General features: G+C 54.9%; 20 protein-coding genes and 1 pseudogene. 14 read left to right on the top strand and 7 right to left on the bottom strand.

Features of this window, described 5'->3' with window-relative positions; translation table 11 throughout:
• Nucleotides 1-206 precede the first annotated feature (206 nt).
• Nucleotides 207-1,388: a two-component system response regulator RssB gene (gene rssB / locus HX793_RS01530; RefSeq protein WP_016975286.1), complete on the top strand. Its 1,182-nt coding sequence runs from the start codon at nucleotides 207-209 to the stop codon at nucleotides 1,386-1,388.
• Complete coding sequence (rssC, locus tag HX793_RS01525; protein ID WP_003172602.1) at nucleotides 1,388-1,870, top strand: anti-sigma factor antagonist RssC; 483 nt, start codon at nucleotides 1,388-1,390, stop codon at nucleotides 1,868-1,870. The genes rssB and rssC overlap by 1 nt, the downstream gene beginning before the upstream one ends.
• Before the next feature lie 111 nt (nucleotides 1,871-1,981).
• Here rssC and tal read toward each other — a convergent pair whose 3' ends face one another.
• On the bottom strand, nucleotides 1,982-2,908 hold the full coding sequence (tal, locus tag HX793_RS01520; protein WP_071496709.1) for a transaldolase: 927 nt from the start codon (nucleotides 2,906-2,908) through the stop codon (nucleotides 1,982-1,984).
• 251 nt (nucleotides 2,909-3,159) lie between these two features.
• Entirely contained in the window at nucleotides 3,160-4,179 is a 1,020-nt protein-coding gene (dusA, locus tag HX793_RS01515; RefSeq protein ID WP_178905451.1) for a tRNA dihydrouridine(20/20a) synthase DusA, read from the bottom strand.
• Nucleotides 4,180-4,281: 102 nt separating this feature from the next.
• Between dusA and HX793_RS01510 the strand changes: the two genes are divergently transcribed.
• The 3 genes from HX793_RS01510 to HX793_RS01500 are packed head-to-tail and all read left to right on the top strand — an operon-like array spanning nucleotide 4,282 to nucleotide 6,271.
• Nucleotides 4,282-5,388, top strand: coding sequence for a site-specific integrase (locus HX793_RS01510; protein ID WP_178905450.1), 1,107 nt, complete (start codon nucleotides 4,282-4,284; stop codon nucleotides 5,386-5,388).
• Between the two features lie 37 nt (nucleotides 5,389-5,425).
• Nucleotides 5,426-5,668 (top strand): hypothetical protein, encoded by a 243-nt coding sequence (locus tag HX793_RS01505; protein ID WP_178905449.1) that lies wholly within the window; start codon nucleotides 5,426-5,428, stop codon nucleotides 5,666-5,668.
• Nucleotides 5,669-5,707: 39 nt separating this feature from the next.
• Nucleotides 5,708-6,271 carry a hypothetical protein gene (locus HX793_RS01500; protein WP_178905448.1) on the top strand — a complete coding sequence of 188 codons (564 nt, stop codon included), beginning with the start codon at nucleotides 5,708-5,710 and terminating at the stop codon, nucleotides 6,269-6,271.
• Between the two features lie 48 nt (nucleotides 6,272-6,319).
• Here HX793_RS01500 and HX793_RS01495 read toward each other — a convergent pair whose 3' ends face one another.
• Both HX793_RS01495 and HX793_RS01490 read right to left on the bottom strand, forming a co-directional pair.
• Nucleotides 6,320-6,589, bottom strand: a complete 270-nt coding sequence (locus tag HX793_RS01495) for a pyocin activator PrtN family protein (protein ID WP_178905447.1) — start codon at nucleotides 6,587-6,589, stop codon at nucleotides 6,320-6,322.
• Nucleotides 6,590-6,598: 9 nt separating this feature from the next.
• Nucleotides 6,599-7,393, bottom strand: coding sequence for a DNA cytosine methyltransferase (locus HX793_RS01490; RefSeq protein WP_218646196.1), 795 nt, complete (start codon nucleotides 7,391-7,393; stop codon nucleotides 6,599-6,601).
• A gap of 35 nt (nucleotides 7,394-7,428) precedes the next feature.
• Here HX793_RS01490 and HX793_RS01485 point away from each other — a divergent pair, with 35 nt between their 5' ends.
• Nucleotides 7,429-8,136 carry a hypothetical protein gene (locus HX793_RS01485; protein ID WP_178905445.1) on the top strand — a complete coding sequence of 236 codons (708 nt, stop codon included), beginning with the start codon at nucleotides 7,429-7,431 and terminating at the stop codon, nucleotides 8,134-8,136.
• A 239-nt stretch (nucleotides 8,137-8,375) separates the two neighbouring features.
• Here the strand turns inward: HX793_RS01485 and HX793_RS01480 are convergent, their stop codons facing one another.
• Together HX793_RS01480 and HX793_RS01475 are read right to left on the bottom strand one after the other, a co-directional pair.
• On the bottom strand, nucleotides 8,376-8,918 hold the full coding sequence (locus HX793_RS01480) for a phosphohydrolase (RefSeq protein ID WP_178905444.1): 543 nt from the start codon (nucleotides 8,916-8,918) through the stop codon (nucleotides 8,376-8,378).
• Nucleotides 8,915-9,136 (bottom strand): hypothetical protein, encoded by a 222-nt coding sequence (locus HX793_RS01475; RefSeq protein WP_178905443.1) that lies wholly within the window; start codon nucleotides 9,134-9,136, stop codon nucleotides 8,915-8,917. Before HX793_RS01475 ends, HX793_RS01480 begins: the two co-directional genes overlap by 4 nt.
• Before the next feature lie 119 nt (nucleotides 9,137-9,255).
• Here HX793_RS01475 and HX793_RS01470 point away from each other — a divergent pair.
• The 6 genes and pseudogenes from HX793_RS01470 to HX793_RS01445 all read left to right on the top strand — a co-directional run.
• Nucleotides 9,256-9,423, top strand: a pseudogene (locus HX793_RS01470) (phage tail protein); the annotation flags it as partial.
• On the top strand, nucleotides 9,398-9,604 hold the full coding sequence (locus HX793_RS01465) for a tail protein X (RefSeq protein WP_178905442.1): 207 nt from the start codon (nucleotides 9,398-9,400) through the stop codon (nucleotides 9,602-9,604). The pseudogene HX793_RS01470 and the gene HX793_RS01465, both read left to right, overlap by 26 nt.
• 74 nt (nucleotides 9,605-9,678) lie before the next feature.
• Nucleotides 9,679-10,197 (top strand): hypothetical protein, encoded by a 519-nt coding sequence (locus HX793_RS01460; RefSeq protein ID WP_178905441.1) that lies wholly within the window; start codon nucleotides 9,679-9,681, stop codon nucleotides 10,195-10,197.
• Nucleotides 10,198-10,255: 58 nt separating this feature from the next.
• Nucleotides 10,256-11,299, top strand: a complete 1,044-nt coding sequence (locus HX793_RS01455; protein ID WP_178905440.1) for a phage late control D family protein — start codon at nucleotides 10,256-10,258, stop codon at nucleotides 11,297-11,299.
• 69 nt (nucleotides 11,300-11,368) lie between these two features.
• Nucleotides 11,369-11,932, top strand: coding sequence for a glycoside hydrolase family 19 protein (locus tag HX793_RS01450; protein WP_178905439.1), 564 nt, complete (start codon nucleotides 11,369-11,371; stop codon nucleotides 11,930-11,932).
• Complete coding sequence (locus HX793_RS01445) at nucleotides 11,914-12,462, top strand: lysis system spanin subunit (RefSeq protein WP_178905438.1); 549 nt, start codon at nucleotides 11,914-11,916, stop codon at nucleotides 12,460-12,462. The genes HX793_RS01450 and HX793_RS01445 overlap by 19 nt, the downstream gene beginning before the upstream one ends.
• On the opposite strand, the gene HX793_RS01440 is transcribed toward HX793_RS01445, so the two are convergent.
• Nucleotides 12,463-12,999, bottom strand: coding sequence for a hypothetical protein (locus HX793_RS01440; RefSeq protein ID WP_178905437.1), 537 nt, complete (start codon nucleotides 12,997-12,999; stop codon nucleotides 12,463-12,465).
• 191 nt (nucleotides 13,000-13,190) lie between these two features.
• Between HX793_RS01440 and HX793_RS01435 the strand changes: the two genes are divergently transcribed.
• Complete coding sequence (locus tag HX793_RS01435; RefSeq protein ID WP_178905436.1) at nucleotides 13,191-13,985, top strand: DNA adenine methylase; 795 nt, start codon at nucleotides 13,191-13,193, stop codon at nucleotides 13,983-13,985.
• Between the two features lie 105 nt (nucleotides 13,986-14,090).
• On the top strand, nucleotides 14,091-14,930 hold the full coding sequence (locus HX793_RS01430; RefSeq protein WP_178905435.1) for a sialate O-acetylesterase: 840 nt from the start codon (nucleotides 14,091-14,093) through the stop codon (nucleotides 14,928-14,930).

The following is a 14,930-nucleotide window of genomic DNA, read 5'->3' as shown; positions in this document are numbered from 1 at the left end:
CGCCCGGCGACCATCGGCATGAGCTTGAAACCCCTGACGGATGGGAGTACCGTCTGCGCCTTAGAAGGGCACCTCTGCTTTACCGTTGTGCATGGGGAAAATCCCAATGCTTTGTAGGACAGAGAGGCTAGAAAGCGAATCCAGTACGTGAGCCCGGCCATTGTCGCGCCACCTACGCCAACCTAATTCTGGCGCCGTTTGCCCACATGCAAAAAACCAGTGCCACGCTGCTGATAATCGATGACGACGAAGTAGTGCGCGCGAGCCTCGCGGCCTATTTGGAAGACAGTGGCTTCAGCGTCCTGCAGGCCAGTAATGGCCAACAGGGTCTCCAGGTATTCGAGCGCGACCAGCCCGACCTTGTGATCTGCGACCTGCGCATGCCCCAGATGGGCGGCCTGGAGCTGATTCGCCAGGTGACTGAACTCGCCCCGCAGACGCCGGTGATTGTCGTATCGGGCGCCGGGGTGATGAACGATGCCGTCGAAGCCCTGCGCCTGGGGGCCGCCGACTACCTGATCAAGCCCCTGGAAGATCTCGCGGTGCTGGAGCACTCGGTGCGCCGTGCCCTGGATCGTGCACGCCTGCTGGTGGAAAACCAGCGCTACCGTGAAAAGCTCGAAACCGCCAACCGCGAACTCGAAGCCAGCCTTAACCTGCTCCAGGAAGACCAGAACGCCGGTCGCCAGGTGCAGATGAACATGTTGCCGGTCAGCCCCTGGACCATCGACGACTTCCAGTTTGCCCACCAGATCATCCCGTCGCTGTACTTGTCGGGTGATTTTGTCGACTATTTCCGCGTGGATGAGCGACGTGTGGCGTTCTACCTGGCCGACGTCTCCGGCCACGGTGCTTCCTCTGCTTTTGTTACCGTGTTGTTGAAGTTCATGACTACACGGCTGCTGTTCGAATCCAAGCGCAATGGCACCTTGCCGGAGTTTACCCCCTCCGAGGTGTTGGGCCACATCAACCGGGGCCTGATCAGCTGCAAGCTGGGCAAGCACGTGACGATGGTCGGCGGCGTGATTGATGAAGAAACCGGTCTTTTGACCTACAGCATCGGCGGTCACCTGCCGATGCCGGTTTTATACACTCCAGACAGTGTGCGTTACCTGGAAGGCCGTGGTCTGCCGGTGGGCTTGTTCAATGAAGCCACCTACGAAGACCACATCCTGGAGCTGCCGCCGACGTTCAGCCTCACGCTGATGTCAGACGGCATCCTGGACCTTCTTCCAGAGCCTACACTCAAAGAGAAAGAAGCCGCCTTGCCCCAAAAGGTCAAGTCGGCGGGCGGCAGCCTGGATGGCCTGCGGCAGGTTTTTGGATTGGCCACGCTGGGGGAGATGCCGGATGATATCGCCCTATTGGTGTTGAGCAGGAATCTTTGATGAGTACCGGAAGAATCCAATTCGCCGAGCAAGACGGGACCTTCGTCCTGAAATTTGTCGGTGAAGTGCGCCTGACCTTGTGTTCGGCGCTGGATGCGACGATTGAGCGGATCTTCACAGCGCTGAACTTCTCGGCGATCGTGATTGATCTGACCGAAACCCGCAGCATCGATAGCACCACCTTGGGCCTGTTGGCCAAGTTGTCCATTCTGTCTCGGCAGAAGGTCGGCCTGTTGCCGACTGTGGTCACCACCCACGAAGACATCACTCGTCTGTTGCAGTCCATGGGCTTCGATCAGGTGTTCAACATCGTTGACCGCCCGATTCCGTGCCCGGAATGCCTGACCGACCTGCCTTCGCAAGACCAGTCCGAAGAAGTGGTGCGGGTCAAGGTACTGGAAGCGCACAAAATCCTGATGGGCCTCAACGAGTCCAACCGCGAAGCTTTCCACGACCTCGTCAACGCCCTCGAACGCCACTGACGAACCACGCTCCCTGTGTAGGAGCTGGCTTGCCAGCGATGGCAACAGTCCAGGCAGCATAAAAAAGGGCGGAACCCTCACAGGTTCCGCCCTTTTTGCAGTCGCCGCCTTTTACAGCTTGGCAGTCAGCAACGCCTCCAGTTTCTCTTGGTCGCGAGCAAACTGACGAATCCCTTCTGCCAGCTTCTCAGTCGCCATCGCATCCTCGTTGGACTCCCAACGGAACTGCGCTTCAGTCAGGTGCACACGGGCTTCACCGGCATGGCCTGGCGACAGCTTGCGCTCCAGCTTGCCTTCATCCGCTGCCAGCTTCTCCAGCAGGTCCGGGCTGATGGTCAGGCGGTCACAGCCAGCCAGCTCTTCGATCTGGCTCAGGTTACGGAAGCTTGCGCCCATCACCACGGTCTTGTAGCCATTGGCCTTGTAGTAGTTGTAGATGCGCGTTACCGACTGCACGCCCGGGTCTTCAGCGCCGGTGTAGTCGTTGCCGTTGGCCTTCTTGTACCAATCGTAGATACGGCCCACGAACGGCGAGATCAGGAACACGCCAGCTTCTGCACAGGCCACAGCCTGAGCGAAGGAGAACAGCAGCGTCAGGTTGGTCTGGATGCCTTCTTTTTCCAGCTTCTCGGCGGCGCGGATGCCTTCCCAGGTGGAAGCGATCTTGATCAGCACGCGGTCGCGGCCAACGCCGGCTTTGTCATACAGGTCGATCAGACGGTGTGCGCGCTTGAGAATGGCGGCTTCATCGAACGACAAACGGGCATCCACCTCGGTGGAAATACGGCCCGGTACCACTTTAAGAATCTCTTGACCCACCGCCACCGCAAAACGGTCGCTGGCCAGGCCCACGTCACCGTTGCAGTCTTGCACGGCCTCATCCAGCAGCTTGGCATACGCAGGAATCGACGCAGCCTTGAGCAGCAGGGAAGGGTTGGTGGTGGCGTCTTGCGGCTTGAGCTTGGCGAGGGTGGAAAAATCGCCGGTATCGGCAACGACAGTGGTGAATTGCTTGAGTTGTTCCAGCTTGGAAGTCATGGGCGTGCTCTGTCCTGTGGGTCTGATGACATTACCCGAGCGCTGGCAGGCGCTCAAGGGCGCAAATGCGTTCGATCGTTTGCGAGGGCAACAACCTGAAAACAGCCGTTTGAAAGACCGACCGTACTGCTCAATAGGAGGGCAAAACGGCTGGCAGGTTCAACCCAACTGCGACTGGCGACTCGATCAACTGTAGGAGCTGGCTTGCCAGCGATGACGGCAGCCCGACCGCCCCTTACATCAACTGACCCTCACCGCCCCTCCAGCAAAGCCCCCGCCTGATCCAGCAATGCCAAAGGATCACTCGCCTTATGAATATCCACCGACAACAACTGCCTGAACTTGCGCGCCCCAGGAAAACCGGTGCCCAACCCCAGAATATGCCGAGTGATATGGTGCATCGAGCCACCACTCGCCAAATGCTGCGCAATATAAGGCCGCAACTGCACCAGCGCCTGCGCCCGACTGATCACCGGCGCCTCACTGCCAAACAACTGCTGATCCACCTCCGCCAGCAAATACGGATTGTGATAAGCCTCCCGCCCCAACATCACCCCATCAAACGTCTGCAAATGCTCATGGCACTGCTCCAGCGTCTTGATCCCACCGTTGAGAATGAACTCCAACCCAGGGAAATCCCGCTTCAACTGCGCCGCCACGTCATAACGCAATGGCGGAATGTCACGGTTCTCCTTCGGCGACAACCCCTCCAGAATCGCAATCCGCGCGTGCACGGTAAAACTGGTGCAGCCCGCGTCCTTCACCGTCCCGACGAAATCGCACAACTCGGCGTAGCTGTCCCGGCCATTGATGCCGATACGGTGCTTTACCGTTACTGGAATTGACACCGCATCGCGCATGGCCTTCACGCAATCGGCTACCAGGGCAGGGTGCGCCATCAGGATTGCGCCGATCATGTTGTTCTGTACGCGGTCGCTTGGGCAGCCGACGTTCAGGTTTACTTCGCCGTAACCGGCGGTTTCGGCCATACGGGCACAAGCCGCCAAATCAGCCGGAACACTACCGCCCAACTGAAGGGCCAGCGGGTGCTCGGCTTCGTTGTGGCGCAGAAAGCGGTCGTGGTCGCCGTGAAGAATGGCGCCGGTGGTGACCATCTCGGTGTAGAGCAGGGCGTGTTTGGAGAGCAGGCGCAGGAAGAACCGGCAGTGGCGGTCGGTCCAATCCATCATCGGCGCTACGCTGAACCGGCGTGACGGCTCTGAGCGGGAATGGCTAGCATTTACTGGTGATTCGGCTTTTTCGGAATTCATTAATACTGATCTTTTATACAGCGGTTTTTACCCGTTTTCCCTTGTTTTCTGGAGTCGGTTGCTACATTGTAGCGATCGAATTCGGCAATGTAGCAACTGGAAATGGGCACGATCACAGCACGTAAGCGCAAGGACAACTCGACAGCCTACACGGCGCAGATACGGATCAATCGGGATGGCAAGACAGTTTATCAGGAAAGCCAAACCTTCGACCGTAAGCAGGTCGCCCAGGCCTGGATCAAGCGACGGGAGACCGAGCTGGCCCAGCCAGGTGCTATTGAGCGGGCGAATCGGAAAGGGGTGACGATCAAGAAGATGATCGAGCAGTACCTGGATGAGTACGAGAAGATCCGGCCGCTGGGGAAGACCAAGAGCGCGACGTTGAGCGCGATCAAGGAAACCTGGCTGGGTGAGTTGGACGATTCAGTGCTGAACAGCCAGAAACTGGTGGAGTACGCGCAGTGGCGGATGAGCGAGGAGGGCGGCGGTGTGCAGGCGCAGACGGTTGGTAATGATCTGTCGCACCTGGGCGCTGTGTTGTCTGTGGCTCGGCCGGCATGGGGCTATGAGGTCGATCCTCATGCAATGCCTGACGCTCGAAAAGTCTTACGCAAGCTTGGCATGGTGAGCAAGAGCAAAGAGCGTAATCGTCGGCCCACGATCGATGAGCTGGACAAACTCATGGGGCATTTTTTCGAGATGCAGAAGCGCCGGCCGGACTCTATTAACATGCCGAAGATAATTGCATTTGCGCTTTTTTCCACGCGCCGGCAGGAGGAGATCACTCGGATTCGGTGGGAGGATCTCGACTGTGCTCGGCAGGCTGTGCTGGTGCCGGATATGAAGAATCCCGGGCAAAAAATCGGTAATGATGTTTGGTGTCATCTGCCGGATGAGGCTTGGGCGATCCTGCAGAGTATGCCGAAGCAGGAGCGGGAGATCTTTCCATACAACGCCAAATCAGTGTCAGCCTCTTTTACACGGGCATGCCCGATTCTAGGCATTGAGGATCTGCACTTTCATGATTTGCGGCATGAGGGAGTGAGTCGGTTGTTTGAGATGGATTGGGATATCCCGAGAGTCTCGAGCGTTTCGGGTCACCGCGATTGGAACTCCCTGCGGCGTTACACTCATCTGAGAGGCAGAGGCGATGCTTATAAGAGCTGGCGCTGGCTTCAGTCGGTTCTAGATTCCACTACTATTATGTAGCGTTGAGCAAGGTCAAATTCCAATTGTGGAGATGGTGATGGCAACCAGAGAGGACATGAAAAAATGGGTTGTCGCGGCCCTGAAATCCCTTGGTGGAACAGCTTGGCCTAAGGATGTGGCAAAGTATATTTGGGATAACTATGAAATTGAGATAAGGCGATCTGGCGCTCTGCTTTACACTTGGCAGTACGATGCACGATGGGCTGCCACAGCCATGAGAAAGGCTGGAATTTTAAAGGCTGTGCATGGAAGGACAGATCTCCCATGGGAACTCGCTTAGTATTTAAAAAATCAATAATTTTCGGTGTAAAGGACTTATATGATTCCAATTTATGAACAGGGAAGTGGTAAGGGAATAGGTCATGGGCGTGAGCAATTCATAAAGCGTTTCGACGAAATTTGCGCTGAGCATCTCGAAAAAAAGAGGGCGCGTTCTTTTGCTTTTGTTTTTTATGATTTTAATAACAAGGCATTGAGGAAAATACTCAGAGATCAAGGAGTTTTTGCGGAGTTAGATAGAGTCTCAGGAAGGCGGTTAAGCCTTTTTTACCTTCATGGTGGTGACCGTGGTGCGGTAGAGAATTTCAACCAGAACTTTCTTAGTGTGCTGGGTGTTGAAGGTAAAGCAGATCTCCCTTGCGTTGTATTTTTTAAGGTGGACGCTGGTAAAGTTGCAGAGGTTAAAGTTGCTCAGCTCGATAGTGCTGACCTTGTCCACGGGTTTAAAGAGCTTTCTGGAGTTGTAGAGGAATACTTGTCATCCAACAACGGCGGTAGTGGGGCCCGCTATACCGCGATCAAATGGTTGAAGGTGGGAGGTAAATTCGTTACTGCCGGGGCCTTCAGCGTAATCCTGAAGAAGGGAGTTGAGTATTTTTTTTGACGTCTCTCTCGAGTTGCCAATGTCGGGAGGTTTCCCTCCCGGCAGGAGTCAGGCCGCTCTTCCCATAAGTTTTTGATGCTCTTGGCGTGCGTTCTCCCTCTGACGATCAATATACTCAGCGAGGTCTTTTATATGAACGCCAAGTGCAGCTTTTTGGCTATTAGCTCCTAAGCGGATGATAGGGATATCAATCTCGCCGGATAAGCATTTATGTTTGAATTTTTCGACCGTTAATCCCATATAATCCTCGCATATGGAAATAAGAGGAATAACTGCTTGGCCATTATACTGTGCCATTATAAGAAACAAAGTGTTCATGCGGCCTCCTTATGACGCTGTTCTTGAAAATAAATCGAATGCTGCTGCCACGATTGGAACCTGTCCGTTCCCAATGGCTTTAAGTCGGTCCATCCGATGGGCCACCCCATCAGCCACTCGACCCATTCCGGGTTCAGATGACCACCATCCAGTGCCATCACGGCGTGATCTAGGCGATCGTTCGAGCGGTCGGCACCGGAACGGCGAGTCAGTGCGGCGGGTGAGGATCCCTTTGCCATGCTCGGCACGGGTGTTGGCCACCGTCTGGAGGCTGTCCTCTGCGATGAGCCAGATCCGGTCCCGCTGATGAGGGGCTCCGAGGTCTGCCGCTCCGATAACACCCCACCGCGCGTCATACCCCATTTCGGCAAGGTCACCGAGTGCCACGGCAAGTCCTCTTCCCACAAGCAGTGGTGAGTTCTCCAGTTCGACGTAGCGCGGTCGTACCTCATTGATAATTCGTGCCATCTGCGACCACAGTCCGGAGCGTGGTCCGGCGATACCCAGGCCGTTTCCCGCGGCCGAGATGTCCTGGCAAGGAAATCCTCCCGAAACCACGTCAACAAGGCCTCGCCATGGTCGTCCGTCAAAACTGCACACGTCAGACCAAATTGGGAAAGGCGGGAGAAGCCCATCGATTTGTCGTTGCGCCAGAATCTGTGCGGCGTAGGCTTCACGCTCAACGGCGCAGACGGTGCGCCAGCCGAGGAGGTGGCCGCCGAGTATTCCGCCACCAGCGCCTGCGAAAAGAGCCAACTCATTCACGTTGCCTCCTTCATAGACGAAAAGCTTAGAAATGGGCATGCTCGATTTTTTTTGATGGCTAGGAGCCATGACGCATGAAGGTTTTTAGTATGCCGCCCACGATGAAGATCGCCGGTATCTGGGTTACCTGGGCTTTTTTGGCAATAGGCGCATTGGGTTGGGCATTGTTTGTTGTGTTGGATGCGTTCGGGGCTAAAGAAAATGCCTCTGACTGGGTTCAGGCTATTGGCTCTATATTGGCCATCATAGGTGCTGCGGCATTTCCTATTATCCACTCCAAGAAAAGTGCTGTTGATAGGCAGTCTCAAACTGACGCCATGCTGAAAACAATTGCCACATTGATCCGAAAGGAGCTGGAATTGCTTATTAATTCCCTGCTTGGGAATATCAGCCCGGAAAAAGAACTGGCATCTGAGATTTGGCAGCACCGGCACAGAATGCTCCACGCAAAGCCGCCTGAGCCCAGCCAGCGAATGTGTGAGGAATCTAGGAAGAGTGCGCGTCAATACGCAAGGCATGGCCATATAGCTAGTTGGAAAGGGTTGGATATATTGCTGACGAACATTAGCAGTGCCCATATGGCGACAAGGCTTCATCTGATTCATCTCAATCATTTGATGAATGCTATTTCGGCGGCCAAGGCAGCTTGTGAGATGCTTGATGATTGGGATCTTTCGCACGATGATGAACTGCCGATGGTCAATAGGCTCATTTTTTGTCAACAGAACGTCAGCAATGCAATCGACTATCTGAGCGGAAAAAGACAGGCTTTCACCAATTAAATCGACTCCCTTGTACCCCCCGACAGGCTGCGCGAGCGGGCTTTCTTGAACGTTTAGCGTTGCATCAGTGAGCGCTGCCCCGCGCAGCTTTTCGTGGGGTGTAAGTGCCTCTGAGATGGCATTGGCAGGAGCAATAATGCCTGCTGCTGCGCAGCAGAGACTTTTTGTTTCTAGCGTGTCGACACCATCAGCAGCGCGGAGCAAAGCGGACAGAGAAGGGAAGTTATCCTGTTGGTTCTTCATGCCGCTTTCCTCCGGTGTTCGATAGCGAGTTGGTCCATCAGGCGCTGGTGGTAGGTGAGCCGGGCTTCGGCGGCAGGCCATGGGCGGATGGTTTCAACCATGGGTTCGATGCCGACCAAGCAATCCCAGATAGCCGGATCGGGTGGCATGAGGTCTCGGCGCTCTGTCGCAAGCGCGATCAGATCTGCCTGACGTACGCAGACAGGGAGATCGAGTACCAAGTCGAAGCGAACACAAATGTGCTCCCAAATGATGTCTTCGAAACCTCGATAGTCGGGCATCCATTGCTTGAGTGGCCGTGTCATGTCGCCCAGGTACGCCTCGGCGGCGTCGTGAAGTAAGGCCGCGAGTTTGTGTTCTTCCGGCACCAGCTCGGCGACGATGCAGCTGTGTTGGGCCACGCTGTAGAACTCGCGGGTGTGGCCGTTGAATCGGCACAGTTGGGCCAGTGCGTGCGAGATGTCCCGTGGGTCGATCATGCCGACGTCAGGCTCGAACAGGTCGAAGCGCTTGCCGGTGGAAGTCAGGATCCAGTTCATGCGGCTTCCCTCACCAGGTCGGCCAGCAGCAAGGCGTCCTCGGTCGCCTTGTGCAATTGGCGCAGAGCTTCATAGCCGATCAGGGCTTTCAACTGGCGGTCGAACTCTTTGCTGTAGCGCGTCTGAGAGCGCAGTTCCTTGGTGGCCTTGGCGTGCTGCTGTTGCAGTGTGCCGGCGGCCTGAGGCGTCAGGCGAAGCGTTGGGATGGCCTGGCTCATGCTGCATCCTCCTGAAAGAAGGAATCCAACCCAGCAGCCATGCTCAGGGCTTTGTCGCGCAATGCTAGGGCCTGTGATGCCTGGCTTTCGGATTTAACCGCTCGAAAGGTATCAGCGGCCAGCAGTTGCCGTTGAACCTCACCACCGGCTATGGCGTTGTTCTTGGAACCTGGTGTTTGCGCAGCGTTGAGGAGGAGCAGGGTGCGTTGCTGGCTGGCGGGATCCCGCGCAAGCAAACTTTTAGTTTGGAGTTCACACGCTATGGCGATGATATGCAGAACGTCTGACGGTGACCTGCTGGATACGCTGTGCTACCAGCACTACGGGCACCTGAATGGCACTGTCGAGGCGGTGCTGGCGGCCAATCGATTGTTGGCGGATGAGCCACAGCCTTTGCGCACGGGGTTGCTGATCACCTTTCCTGAGCCTCCTGAGACTGTGGGTCAGCAGGTGCAATTGTGGGACTGACCTTTTTTCTGGATACCTATTTTGTAAACGATTAGATTTGCATCTTCTTTGCTTACGGAGAGATGGTGCGTTGTATGGATTATTTTTCAGATTTACTAAATGTTAAGTGGTGGATTGGTACTTTTTTTAATGTGGTAATCGGCATCGTCTTGCTCGCTGCTTTCAAGTTGGTACCGCGACTTGGCGTTCAATGGTTGCAAAGCGGTCGCTTGAAACGCTTGAAAAAAATCAGGCGTGTACGATTTAATCCGGTTGCTGTTAATTATGAGATTATGATTTCAGGCGCGTACTTCGTCCTGTTTTTGATTTCGGTTGTTTTGACAGTCTGTCTCATTGCTTTTACTAGCTATACGGGGGAAGTGAAATTGACATATGTCCCACTAGTAGTGTCATTGTATGCAACTCCGGTATTCATTTTTGAAGTGCTCTGGTTAGAGCAAAATTTCTTTGTGAGAATGTTAATTCGGTTTAACCCATATTCTCATAAGGGTAAAAAGCGTCTCAGCAGGTCTTCTCCGCGTTCAGCCCGCAGAGATAGAGAGCGTGCTTCGCGACGTAGTGAGTTAGCCTCTTTGAAGTATCGCCACGCATGATTTTTATTCAAATTACGGCCCCTTAATTGGGGCTTTGTTATTTCTGGGGAGCAGTATTTTGAAGCCAATCTTTCGGATTGTTGCTGATGGCGCTGACATAACCGCGTTGATCAACGACCGTTTGCTGTTGCTGCGGACCCTCGACAAGCCCGGTATGGAGTCGGACGAGTTCGAGCTGCGCATTGATGACCGCGACGGTGCGGTGTCCCTCCCCAAAAGGGGGGCGACGATACAGATCTACCTGGGCTACGACAGCAAAGCACTGGACCGTCTGGGTCGCTACACCGTCGATGACATCGAGGTCTCCGGCCCGCCTGACACCCTTATCATTCGCGGCAAAGCCAGTGATATGCGCGGCAGCGGTAAGACCACCCGTAGCGGTAGTTGGGAAAATGTGCCGCTGTCCAGGATCGTCAGCGACATTGCCGCTCGCAACGGCTGGAAGCCTGAGTGCCCAGTCGCCACGGTTGTGCCTCGGACGGACCAGTTGAACGAATCGGACTACAACTTCATCACCCGGCTTGCCAAGGATCACGACTGCACGGCCAAGGTCGCCGACAGCAAGCTGCTGGTACTGCCTCGCCAAAGTGGACAGACCGCCAGTGGCAAGAACCTGCCCGCGATCACTATCCGACGCAGTGACGTCAGCCGCTGGCAATTTCGCTTCACTGATCGCACCACGCAGAAAGCCGTAAAGGCCAGGTACCAGGACAAGAAAACCGGCGAGCTGGTCAACCTGACCCTGGACAACGACGACGCACCCGCAGGGCTGCCGCCCGTTCATACCGACCGGCATATCCACCCGAACAAATCTGCCGCTGAGCAAGCGGCCAAAGCCCGACTCGCGGCATTCAACCGCTCCACCGCCGAGGTTCGGCTGGAGATGGTAGGGCGCACCGATCTGTTCGCTGAGCGGCAGATCAACGCGCAGGGCTTCAAGGAAGGCTTGGACGGCGAGTTTCTTGTCGACTCGGTGGAACAGGTGTTCACCCAGTCCGGCTGGAGCACGACCGTGGAATGCAACGCAGGGAAGAAGGGAAAGGCCAAGGCGGCCGGTAAGAAAACGAAGAAGTCCAAGGAGGTCAAAGTCCTGGAACTGTAACTGTAACTGCCCGTACCTGCTTCACCACCCGCCGCCATCGAGCGGTCTTTTTTTGCCTGGGAAAAAGCGATGTCCATTACCGAGCAACAACTCCAACGCATCATGCCCAACGCCCGCCGCCAAGCGGGCGTTTTTGTATCCGCGCTAAACGCAGCCATGACCAATCGCAAAATCGATACGCCAAAGCGTCAGGCAGCCTTCCTTGCCCAGATCGGCCACGAATCCGGCCAACTGCAGTACGTGCGCGAACTGGGGAGCGATCAATACCTCAGCAAGTACGACACCGGCCTGCTGGCCGCCAAGCTGGGGAACACGCCTGCCGCTGATGGTGACGGCCAACGGTATCGTGGCCGTGGACTGATCCAGATTACCGGGCACGACAACTACCTGCGCTGCAGCTTGGCGATGTTCGGCGATGAAAGATTACTTCGTACCCCGGAACTGTTGGAGCTGCCGCAATGGGCGGCAGAGTCTGCAGCGTGGTTCTGGGCCGTGAACGGGTTGAACGCGCTTGCGGATCAAGACCAGTTCAACACCATCACCCGTCGGATCAATGGCGGGCTCAACGGTTTGGAAGATCGTCTACAACTGTGGGCCAGGGCGAGGGCGGTGTTATGCGTCTCTTCGACCTGATCCCCGCGCAATACCGGCTCGCGGCAGTCGGCGTGTTGATGGTGATGTTGGCGGCCGGATCCGCTGCCTTCGCCTGGACAGCTCAAGGTTGGCGTTACGGCCAGCAGCTGGAGCGTCAGGCCAGGCTACACGCCAACACCCTTGGCGAGTTATCCCGAGCTGCTGCTGCCCAGCAGCGCAGCGAGCAGGACAAACGCCTCGCCCTTGAGCAGCGCCTGCAGAACAAAGATGAAACCCACTATAAGGAATTGACTGATGAGCAAACCAAGCAGGCTCGTCTGCGTGATCGCCTGGCTACTGCTGATCTGCGGCTGTCAGTCATTCTCGCCGCCACCGAAGCCACCAGCAGTTGCTCAGTGCCAACCACCACCGCCACCGGCTGCGTGGTTCATGGCTCCCCAAGAGCCCAACTTGACCCAGCGCATGCTCAACGAATTATCGGGATCACCGATACCGGTGATCAAGGACTGATTGCGCTTAAGGCTTGTCAAACTTACGTTTCGACGATAGCGCTCCAACGTTCTCAGTAATCACTTTAATTTAGGACTTAGCTTAATAGGGTTAATCATAGAAGGCCTGTTGGTATGCTCGATAAGCGTGTCCTTCCCGAGAGCGAGTGCGCAGTTAGCAATAGTGAGTGTAAATATCATTACGCTCAATGAAATGACTTGCTGGCTGTTGATTGTAATGATGTCTGTAGTCAGTCCTAATACTAGAACCCCTAACACTGCTCCTAAACCAGTTCTTGTAATAGTGAGAAAGCCGGTTCCTATTTCTGCAATGATTGTGTGAAAGAAGTTAAAAATGCCTTTGCTTTTGTCAGAGCTGAAGCGTATCCCGTGTTTGATAATGAAAACCAACGCGTAAGGTGCAATTAGGTAGGCGGAGTATTGAATGAGTGGGCCGATTGCAAGCAGTCCCTGCACAATTTCATCAACATCTTTTTCAGTAGAACTGAAAAGCCAAGTAGGTAGAGTCCCCAATAGAAAGGCTAAGAGCCATTCACTTGGTAGTTTGCTCACTAGCGCGACCATTTCCTTTTTGAAATTGCTGGGCTTTTTGTTCATAAGCGTCTTCCTTGAGGGCACATGATGACTTGATATCTTTAAAAGGAACGAGCCTGACGGATGCGCCAACATCCAGTCAGGCTCGCCAAACCCGCAGACCAATCCTGCAAGTCCAGCCACGGCTCCTGCCTTGTGCACAAAGCACGGCGAGCCTAGCACCTGTTTATTCATACAGTAAAGGTCTTACTTTTATGTACACCCCGATTATTCCTTGGATGGGCGGCAAACGCCGCCTGGCCGACCGTCTTATCCCTCTCTTCCCTCCCCACGAATGCTACGTCGAAGTCTTTGCCGGCGGCGCCGCGCTCTACTTCATGCGTCCCCAGGCCGCGCCGGTTGAAGTCCTCAACGACATCAACGGCGACCTGGTGACGCTATATCGCGTCGTGCAGAACCATCTGGAGGAATTCGTGCGCCAGTTCAAATGGGCGCTCAGCTCTCGCCAGGTGTTCGAGTGGCAGAAGATGACCCGCCCTGAAACCCTCACCGACATTCAGCGTGCCGCACGATTCTTCTACCTGCAGCACCATGCCTTCGCCGGCAAGGTGACGGGGCAGACGTTTGGTACCGCGACCACTGGCCCGGCGATTAACCTGCTGCGGATCGAGGATAACCTGTCCGCCGCGTGGCAACGGTTATCCGGCACCTACGTTGAAAACCTGCCTTGGTTGGAGTGCGCTGAGCGTTACGACCGTCCCCACACCTTTCATTACATGGACCCGCCTTACTGGCAGACGGCGGGTTATGGCGTGGATTTTCCGTTTGAGAATTACGAGCGCATGGCTGACTTCATGCGGCGCTGCAAGGGGAAGGTGATGGTGAGCATCAACGATCACCCGGACATCCGGCGGGCTTTTGATGGCTTCCACTTTGAGACGCTGGATATCCGCTATAGCACCACCAACCAACGGCAAGGCCGGGCTCAAGTCAGTGGAGAGCTTGTGATAATGAACTGGCAGCCAGCAGATCTTGGGGGCCTATTTTAACCGTCGGCATGGTTGAGGAAGGTGCGGTCTCCACCCATGGGGATTGCCCGTGCACGCAGTAGTTTCAAGCTGTAAACTATTCACTGAATTCTATAAGGGGCACGTATGTCTGTTGAAAAGGGAAGTAGTAGAAAGGGATTTCGGGCTCTGAAAATTACTGCGGTGCTTGCCTTTCTGCTGTTGCTGTCATTTGTATCTATAGCGATAGGGATGCGGTCAGTCGCGAATCAAGATGCGTTGTTCTTTTCGGTCAAAGAAATCAAAAGAATGTTTATCCCTGCGATTAATAAGTCGGTTCCGGATCCGTTTTTGTTAAATGAATATGATCAGCTGAGCTTTTTTCATGATAAGCAGGAAGTTGACGCTCCCCAGATAACGAGAAACACAGTTGTGGCTTTTGTATTTGGTCAATCTAATGCGGCCAACCACGGCGGTGAACGCCATCAATCCACTACCGGGAAAGTGTTCAATTACTTCGAAGGTAAATACTACCTGGCTGCTGACCCTCTGTTAGGTGCTACAGGCGTATCTGGAAGTGTGTGGAGCAACCTCGGCGACAAGCTGGTGAATGACCACTTGGCTGACGATGTGATACTCATCCCGGCAGGTGTTGGCGGTTCGACGTTAAAGCAGTGGCAGTCAGGCGGTAGGCTCAATGAGATGTTGAAGGCAAGGCTTGCAGAGGTGAAATCGTCTGGCCTAACCGTGACGCATTTTTTGTGGCATCAAGGTGAGTCGGATAACACGTTGTCGCCGGACCAATACGCAGTGGGCTTGGGGCAAGTTATCACCCTCACGAAAGAGTACTTCCCTGAGTCGAATTTCTTTGTTGCGCAGGCCAGTCGCTGTGGAACTATGGCGTCTTCGCCTGGAATACTTGAAGCGCAACGGAACGCTACAAAGCAGGATGGTGTGTATCTAGGACCTAAGGATGGTCTGAAGTAG

Source organism: Pseudomonas reactans, from assembly GCF_013387025.1.
GTDB classification, from domain to species: domain Bacteria; phylum Pseudomonadota; class Gammaproteobacteria; order Pseudomonadales; family Pseudomonadaceae; genus Aquipseudomonas; species Aquipseudomonas reactans.
The sequence above is the reverse complement of the archived record's forward strand: the minus strand, read 5'-3'. Positions and strand labels throughout refer to the sequence as shown.

Coding starts and splice junctions, on each gene's coding strand:
- HX793_RS01430 (WP_178905435.1), top strand. CDS start 14,091: ATGTCTGTTGAAAAGGGAAGTAGTAGAAAGGGATTTCGGGCTCTGAAA.
- HX793_RS01435 (WP_178905436.1), top strand. CDS start 13,191: ATGTACACCCCGATTATTCCTTGGATGGGCGGCAAACGCCGCCTGGCC.
- HX793_RS01485 (WP_178905445.1), top strand. CDS start 7,429: ATGAAGGTTTTTAGTATGCCGCCCACGATGAAGATCGCCGGTATCTGG.
- dusA (WP_178905451.1), bottom strand. CDS start 4,179: ATGAATTCCGAAAAAGCCGAATCACCAGTAAATGCTAGCCATTCCCGC.
- HX793_RS01460 (WP_178905441.1), top strand. CDS start 9,679: ATGGATTATTTTTCAGATTTACTAAATGTTAAGTGGTGGATTGGTACT.
- HX793_RS01465 (WP_178905442.1), top strand. CDS start 9,398: ATGGCGATGATATGCAGAACGTCTGACGGTGACCTGCTGGATACGCTG.
- HX793_RS01500 (WP_178905448.1), top strand. CDS start 5,708: ATGATTCCAATTTATGAACAGGGAAGTGGTAAGGGAATAGGTCATGGG.
- HX793_RS01510 (WP_178905450.1), top strand. CDS start 4,282: ATGGGCACGATCACAGCACGTAAGCGCAAGGACAACTCGACAGCCTAC.
- rssB (WP_016975286.1), top strand. CDS start 207: ATGCAAAAAACCAGTGCCACGCTGCTGATAATCGATGACGACGAAGTA.
- HX793_RS01475 (WP_178905443.1), bottom strand. CDS start 9,136: ATGAGCCAGGCCATCCCAACGCTTCGCCTGACGCCTCAGGCCGCCGGC.
- HX793_RS01505 (WP_178905449.1), top strand. CDS start 5,426: ATGGCAACCAGAGAGGACATGAAAAAATGGGTTGTCGCGGCCCTGAAA.
- HX793_RS01495 (WP_178905447.1), bottom strand. CDS start 6,589: ATGAACACTTTGTTTCTTATAATGGCACAGTATAATGGCCAAGCAGTT.
- HX793_RS01450 (WP_178905439.1), top strand. CDS start 11,369: ATGTCCATTACCGAGCAACAACTCCAACGCATCATGCCCAACGCCCGC.
- HX793_RS01440 (WP_178905437.1), bottom strand. CDS start 12,999: ATGAACAAAAAGCCCAGCAATTTCAAAAAGGAAATGGTCGCGCTAGTG.
- HX793_RS01445 (WP_178905438.1), top strand. CDS start 11,914: ATGCGTCTCTTCGACCTGATCCCCGCGCAATACCGGCTCGCGGCAGTC.
- HX793_RS01490 (WP_218646196.1), bottom strand. CDS start 7,393: ATGCCCATTTCTAAGCTTTTCGTCTATGAAGGAGGCAACGTGAATGAG.
- HX793_RS01480 (WP_178905444.1), bottom strand. CDS start 8,918: ATGAACTGGATCCTGACTTCCACCGGCAAGCGCTTCGACCTGTTCGAG.
- tal (WP_071496709.1), bottom strand. CDS start 2,908: ATGACTTCCAAGCTGGAACAACTCAAGCAATTCACCACTGTCGTTGCC.
- rssC (WP_003172602.1), top strand. CDS start 1,388: ATGAGTACCGGAAGAATCCAATTCGCCGAGCAAGACGGGACCTTCGTC.